The following is a 6,423-nucleotide window of genomic DNA, read 5'->3' on the forward strand; positions in this document are numbered from 1 at the left end:
AGACGAGCAATATTATGCAACTCATGCAAGATGATACCCGTAGCGAGCTAATCACTCGCCTCGTACAAGATTATGGTCTCAAATTCTCCAGCGACCGTCAGTTTTTGCGTTATGGCCGCTGCCCATCATGTAATAAAAAAGAGTTATTCACCGGTGCGGATGCGCCGTGGACGATCCAGTGTGGTCGCGCTAATAAGTGCAATTATCAAGCATCTACTCGTGATATCTATCCTGATATATTCGCTAATTGGACGAAGAAAAACCCACCAACACCCAGTAATCCAAATGCCACGGCTGATGCGTATCTTCAGTCTGGACGTGGCTTTGATATTGTCAAATGGCAAGGCAGCTATACCCAAGAAGTATTCAAAGACTTCTATTCTGATTTTACTTGTCCTAGTGTTCGGTTCAACATCACAAGCGAAGGGCAAACTCTAGGGTATTGGGAACGGCTGATAGAACCCGCCGCGAATATAAAAAAGGCCCGTGTACAAACAGGCTTTAAATTTAAAGGTCATGCTTGGCTACCGCCAAAGCTGCACCTACAACATGGCGTCTGGTCATATGTGAAAGAGCTGTGGATAGTCGAAGGCATCTTTGATGCCATGGCACTGACTGAGAACGGTCTACACGCTGTTAGCAATATTACTGCTGGTAACTTCCCAGCGCATACATTGGCGCAGATCAAAGCGCGAATGATTGAGCTTGGCAAGCCCCTACCCAAGCTAGTAATCGCATTAGATCCTGATAATGCCGGACGCAAAGCCACTGACAAGTTGGTAGCTACCGCACGTCAAAACGGTTGGGATGTCACCGCCGCTCAGTCGAGCGAATACAGTAACGGTGATGACTGGAACGACCTACACAAAGCGGGAAAACTTACCAAGTCAGACCTTGAACGCTACCGCTTTTATGGTGAGCTGCTTATTGCTGAGACAGCAAAGGACAAGGCGCTACTGACGTACAACCAGTATGGCACCACTAGCTTTTATATGTTTTTCAACAGTTGCACCTACTGGGTAAAAGTAGACAGCGAGAGTTTTGATAAAGCCAAGCAAATGGATGCAGAAAGCGAACCGACAGAAGATCTATTCAATACTGAAGAAGAGCTCAAAGAAGCGCTACAGCTATGGCATGACGACTTGATGCAGTCCTGCATGACCGTCACTCAGATTATGAACTGCCAACCGCAAGCGCTCTACTATCAGCAAAACCTTGTCACCGATGAGTCATGGTACTTTTTTCGTATTCGCACACCACAAGCGGACACCAAAAATACCTTTACCGGTAGCCAACTCTCTGCAGCGGGTGAATTCAAAAAGCGCCTATTATCAGTCGCACCTGGCGTCATCTATCAAGGCAATTCAAAGCAGCTCGACATTATGCTAGGACGCATGATTAACGGCATCAAGACGGTAGAAACCATCGACTTTATTGGTTATAGCAAAGACCATCAGACCTACATTTTTAACGATATCGCGATTCGTCACGGTCAGAGCTACCCGCTCAATGCTGATGATTATTTTGACCTGCCAAATAATAAGAGCCTAAAGACACTCGCGGCCAGTCCAAATATCAGAATCGGTGACCGTCCCAAAGATCCAGCCAACTGGTTAGCAGACATCATATCTGGCTGGGGTGTGCAAGGCGTTATTAGTCTGGTCGGCTTCATGGGCAGCTTGTTTGCCCAGCAAGTACGCGACCGTCAAAAGTCCTTTCCTTTTCTAGAAATCGTTGGTGAGCCTGGTACGGGTAAATCAACCCTACTTAGCTTTTTTTGGCGCTTGATAGGTCGTGACAGCTACGAGGGTATTGATCCCAACAAAACCACCAAGGCAGGTCGTCTACGCTCACTATCACAAACCTCAAACATGCCTAGCGTTTTTATTGAGTCTGATCGTGACGGCGCAGGGACAGGCCGCAACTCTCAATTCAACTGGGACGAATTAAAAAACCTATACGACGGCGGCACGATTGGTACACGCGGTGTCAAGTCAGCCGGCAACGAAGTCTACGAGCCACCGTTTCGCGGCACTATCGTCATCAGTCAGAATTTGCCCGTGGTGGCCTCCAAGGCAGTACTAAGCCGTATCTGCCACCTATTCTTTGCATTGGACAACCAGACCCGAGATTCTGAAGCAGCAGCCAGACGTATTGAGGCACTGCAGACCGAAGATGTCAGTCATTTCTTAGTCGATATCCTCAAGATGGAAGACAAGATACTGCAGGTGTTTTTTGATACCAAAATAGCGCACGAAAACTGGTTAAAAGACAGTGGTATCAAAGCTTTCCGTGTTGCTCATTGCCACGCGCAGATACTCGCCATGTTTGATGCGATGAAACTAGTATTGCCAGACTTACAGCGCTTGGACGGAGCCGTTAAGCAGGAAGTATTTAACATGGCAACCGAACGCGATCAGACGCTTGATACCGAGCATCCGCTCAATATCCAGTTCTTTGATGTACTCGAACGATTGAATGCAGCGCCCAACGCAATCGAAGGTGCTGGTCATCATATTCGCCGCTTGCATATCAACCACAGCAAAAACCCAGATCTATTAGCGATCAGTATGCCAGAGATCTATCAGCTCGCGAATGAGTACCGCTATGACCTACCGCCACAATCCGACATGCACCACGCGCTACGCCAGTCTAGACAGTTCAAGTTTGTGGCAGCAAACAAGACGGTAGCGTCTCAAATAACAGGCCGTAGCATTCGTTGCTGGGTGTTTGAAATGCCTAAAAACCTAAGTCTCACTTAATCAAAAAGGAATAAACATCATGACATTACAAACTTCAAAAAACGAGATTAAAGGCAGTGATCTGACTAGAGCAATGCTTAAGAAATATGAAGGTGGCGGAGTGCATTGTGTCATATCAGATGAGAGTGATGAAGCTGCTCTTAACTGGTGCACCTATGTAAACAGTCCTGCAGGAGTGACGCTCATTATTAAAGAAGATGAAAACGGCATATTTGTCTGTAAAGACGGCAATAAATGGGAGTTTGCTGTACCTGTGGACCTAATCCCCTTATCCCAAGAGAAAGCCAGTCTTTAATATCAGACCAAAAAGGAAGTGATATGAGCAACGCCATCAACGAGCTTTTTTGTGTCATGCGTGTCGTCAATGCTAGTAACGAACCTTTATGCCCTGAACAAATCGTTGCTAAGACTTGGCTAAACCTAACAGCCGTAAGACTTTATGCGAAACGGCTTTACGAAGAAGGTCTGATTGAAATAGAAACTCTAAGAGAAGACGGGCATCACTATTACATGAGAAAAGGATTAAGAACATGACATACGATTTTAAAGGTAGTGACGGTGATTGCGATGAATGTGGCTGCGAGCTTTGGCTTGGTCAAAGCGAAGCACCTCATGCGGATTTATGCGGTCACTGTTATGAACTAGAAATTATCAATGAAGAGTGCCCTGCTCCAGTTGGCCACTTTACGCATAAGGAAACCAAATAAATGGACTTAAACAAATTAATGCAAATGGCGATAGAACATCAGCAGCAGCAAGAAGCATCAAAGCTACAGCACAACGCCACTTTTGAACTATTGGCTTTAACCTTTATCCGAACCATTCCACCAGTCCAACGTGAGCACGAATTATCTCTGTCCATGAAAGAAGTCATCGACAACGCTGGCTATCTTGATGACGAGCAAGAAGATGTATTCCTTGAGCTAATGGGTAATGCAAAAAATATAGTTATTGATATGGCACTTAAAACGGAGGCAGGTCGATGAACCTAGTCCGTGCCCTATTCCCTTACAACCGTGAAAGCCCTTTACATTGGCTAACCTTCGACACAGTGAGCGGTCAGATGATTGACTGCTCGATGCACCCAACGCACAAGCAGCGCGACCTCTATCAAGGCAAGCATTACAGCATCAACAAAGACAAGATCGAAATGCGCTGCAAGGTCGAAGTCTACCAAGAACGTAAATACGAAAAATTAACTGAAATCAAAATAGGAATAAACTGAATGAGCGACATTATTGACCGCGCCAACGACCAAGCGCAAGAAGAGTTAGAACGTAATTTAGCCAAGGCTGCACGTTTTGATCAGCCATCACTGGCAGAGTGTATCGATTGTGGCGAAGATATTCCTGAGCGCCGGCAGCGCTTAGGCGGTGTCACCCGCTGTATCGATTGTCAAAACAATATAGAGGGACGGAGGTAGTCATGCCATTACCATTAAGTTTATATCGTTGCCGTGACAGCGTTTGCATAGCAACTGATGAAAGTATGGTCAATGAGCATCTGAACCGTGATTGTATGGGGAGAAAATCCCCAGTAAATAAAATGCCAGAAGGTAGCGTTATCTTACATAACAACAAGCCCTACGGCATAGACGAACTGACCAGACTGGCGCATAAGAAGGCAAAAACAATGAAGCTGGATCTAGACAACCCGTTCTCAATCATCATTGATGACAGGTTTATCAAATGACTATACTATGGACAAAAAAAACAGCCCTCACAATTGTGAGGGCTGTTTCGTCAAATCATTTGAGCCAAAAGCCCCAAACCAAGAACTTTTAAGTGGCTCAATAGTTACCAAACCAGACCTTTATTATAGCGTCAAATACGTGTAAAAGCTAGTTATATCAGCATTTTAAGACCTATCTACACACGTTTTTACGCATAGGAGCATCCAAAGTGGCCAGTATTGAACCACTCAAAACCAGTATTCGCATTATTTGGTACATAAACGGTGAAAAAGACAGCGAAACCTTACTGAACACGCCACCAACCGCAGCAAACAAGGCTAACGCCCAAAAAATAGCGGATATGGTCGAGCAACAGATACAGATGGGCATATTTAACCGTGATGCCGTATTCCCATCATCACCAAAGCGACAAGCATCATATTTTGGCTATTACATCCCAGTTTGGGAGAATGCCGAGCGAAGTACAGTCTCCCCAACGACTTGGACGACCTACACTAGCAAAGTGGCCAACCACATCACGCCATATTGGCAAGATAAACAAATAAGCAAAATTAGTGCTGAAGATGTCGAATATTGGGTATATAAAGTGCTTAGAGTCAATCTATCACCAAAAACAATTGTAGATATACTAGGTTTATGGCGATCAATATGGAGTTACTGGGCACGTCATCAAAAAAACCCTAATGATCCAAGTCAGTACATAAAGCTTAACGCAAAAGATCCCAAAGATATTGAGCCATTCACTCGTGAAGAGATCGCATTAATCATCAATACCGAAACGGACACAACCTTTCGGAACTTATGGACAGTCATGTTATGGTCAGGTCTATCCAGTCATGAGCTAATGCCACTGGCCGTAGAAGATGTTGATTTTGATCAGGCAACAGCATATATCAGACGTGGCTTTGTGAAAGGCATTCATAAGGCGACTAAAAACCGCCGACGCAAACGGCAAATCGAACTACTACCGATCGTAGCGAATGCCTTAGACAATCAACGCAAATTGTTAGCCGGTCAAACCCCTCAAGCAGTCAAAGTACTTGAGCGAGACAATCACACCTATGAAGAGCAGCATCTAACGTGGCTTTGGTACAACCCGCGCACCGGCAGCCATTACACATACCCTCAACTTGAAAAACGATGGAAGCGGCACCTGGATAAATGCGACATACCCTATCGCGCTTTAAACAATGGTCGTCATACTTATGCAAGCCAAGTGCTATCAACGGGCATAATCAGCGCCGAATGGTTAGCCAACCAACTGGGCCACGTAAATACAGACATGATCCATAAACACTATGCAAAGTTCATTCCCAGTGACACGCGCCATATCATCCGCAACTTAGCCAATGCACTAGACAACAGCCAGTAACACAATCAGCAAAAAGCCCTAAATATAGGGCTTTTTTTATACCTCATCTAAAGGTCTAAGTAATAAAATACTACAGGGGGTAGCAATATGAGGTAATCATAGTAATAGTTTAATAAAACAGCTATAAGTATTTGATATTATTATTATTTATAAATACCTTAATATAGTAATTAAAAGTAATTATTATTACATATATAGTATAAGTATATGATTTATATATATTTTATAGTTTCTTGATTAATACCTTTTAGCTGGGTATTGGATTACTTAATAATTACCTCTAAATTACATAAAAAACCTAATAAAATCAATATGATTACCTATATTACCTAGTTTGCACACCACCCCCAAAAATTTAAAAACATCAAAATAAGACGGTGCACTGGCCACGCTTACGATCTGCTTATATCTTACGTGGGATTACTATGGGATAGCCCTACCTGCTTAATTCGACACTACATTCTAACAATATCATGTACTTAGCAACCCCAAAACCCTGAAATCAACAATCATAGAGGTTTCGAGTCTCTCCAGCCCCACCATTTTTCGATAGTAACTCTTAGACCAAATACCAAAGCCTGCTTATTAGCAGGCTT

Annotated in this window: 9 protein-coding genes; all 9 read left to right on the top strand. The window is 44.0% G+C overall.

All coding sequences use genetic code 11. From position 1 onward, the window contains the following. The first annotated feature begins 14 nt into the window (after positions 1–14). The gene (locus ACTXGO_RS01345) at positions 15–2,762 is read left to right on the top strand and encodes a toprim domain-containing protein (RefSeq protein WP_443573211.1); all 2,748 of its coding nucleotides are present in this window, start codon (positions 15–17) and stop codon (positions 2,760–2,762) included. 19 nt (positions 2,763–2,781) lie between these two features. Then, positions 2,782–3,057, top strand: coding sequence for a hypothetical protein (locus ACTXGO_RS01350; protein ID WP_443573212.1), 276 nt, complete (start codon positions 2,782–2,784; stop codon positions 3,055–3,057). A 23-nt stretch (positions 3,058–3,080) separates the two neighbouring features. Next, positions 3,081–3,296, top strand: coding sequence for a hypothetical protein (locus ACTXGO_RS01355; protein WP_443573213.1), 216 nt, complete (start codon positions 3,081–3,083; stop codon positions 3,294–3,296). After that, positions 3,293–3,469: a hypothetical protein gene (locus ACTXGO_RS01360; RefSeq protein WP_286707805.1), complete on the top strand. Its 177-nt coding sequence runs from the start codon at positions 3,293–3,295 to the stop codon at positions 3,467–3,469. The genes ACTXGO_RS01355 and ACTXGO_RS01360 overlap by 4 nt, the downstream gene beginning before the upstream one ends. Then, on the top strand, positions 3,470–3,748 hold the full coding sequence (locus ACTXGO_RS01365; RefSeq protein ID WP_443573214.1) for a hypothetical protein: 279 nt from the start codon (positions 3,470–3,472) through the stop codon (positions 3,746–3,748). Further along, the gene (locus tag ACTXGO_RS01370) at positions 3,745–3,987 is read left to right on the top strand and encodes a hypothetical protein (protein ID WP_443573215.1); all 243 of its coding nucleotides are present in this window, start codon (positions 3,745–3,747) and stop codon (positions 3,985–3,987) included. Before ACTXGO_RS01365 ends, ACTXGO_RS01370 begins: the two co-directional genes overlap by 4 nt. Then, the gene (locus tag ACTXGO_RS01375) at positions 3,988–4,185 is read left to right on the top strand and encodes a TraR/DksA C4-type zinc finger protein (protein WP_160021621.1); all 198 of its coding nucleotides are present in this window, start codon (positions 3,988–3,990) and stop codon (positions 4,183–4,185) included. It begins immediately after the preceding gene. A 2-nt stretch (positions 4,186–4,187) separates the two neighbouring features. Then, on the top strand, positions 4,188–4,454 hold the full coding sequence (locus ACTXGO_RS01380; RefSeq protein WP_443573216.1) for a hypothetical protein: 267 nt from the start codon (positions 4,188–4,190) through the stop codon (positions 4,452–4,454). A 209-nt stretch (positions 4,455–4,663) separates the two neighbouring features. Continuing rightward, on the top strand, positions 4,664–5,827 hold the full coding sequence (locus tag ACTXGO_RS01385) for a tyrosine-type recombinase/integrase (protein WP_443573217.1): 1,164 nt from the start codon (positions 4,664–4,666) through the stop codon (positions 5,825–5,827). Positions 5,828–6,423 lie beyond the last annotated feature (596 nt).

The organism is Psychrobacter sp. T6-1, from assembly GCF_052258445.1.

What these genes read in the sequence shown, in the direction of transcription:
- ACTXGO_RS01345 (WP_443573211.1), top strand. Translation starts at nt 15, where the DNA reads ATGCAACTCATGCAAGATGATACCCGTAGCGAGCTAATCACTCGCCTC.
- ACTXGO_RS01350 (WP_443573212.1), top strand. Translation starts at nt 2,782, where the DNA reads ATGACATTACAAACTTCAAAAAACGAGATTAAAGGCAGTGATCTGACT.
- ACTXGO_RS01360 (WP_286707805.1), top strand. Translation starts at nt 3,293, where the DNA reads ATGACATACGATTTTAAAGGTAGTGACGGTGATTGCGATGAATGTGGC.
- ACTXGO_RS01370 (WP_443573215.1), top strand. Translation starts at nt 3,745, where the DNA reads ATGAACCTAGTCCGTGCCCTATTCCCTTACAACCGTGAAAGCCCTTTA.
- ACTXGO_RS01365 (WP_443573214.1), top strand. Translation starts at nt 3,470, where the DNA reads ATGGACTTAAACAAATTAATGCAAATGGCGATAGAACATCAGCAGCAG.
- ACTXGO_RS01375 (WP_160021621.1), top strand. Translation starts at nt 3,988, where the DNA reads ATGAGCGACATTATTGACCGCGCCAACGACCAAGCGCAAGAAGAGTTA.
- ACTXGO_RS01355 (WP_443573213.1), top strand. Translation starts at nt 3,081, where the DNA reads ATGAGCAACGCCATCAACGAGCTTTTTTGTGTCATGCGTGTCGTCAAT.
- ACTXGO_RS01380 (WP_443573216.1), top strand. Translation starts at nt 4,188, where the DNA reads ATGCCATTACCATTAAGTTTATATCGTTGCCGTGACAGCGTTTGCATA.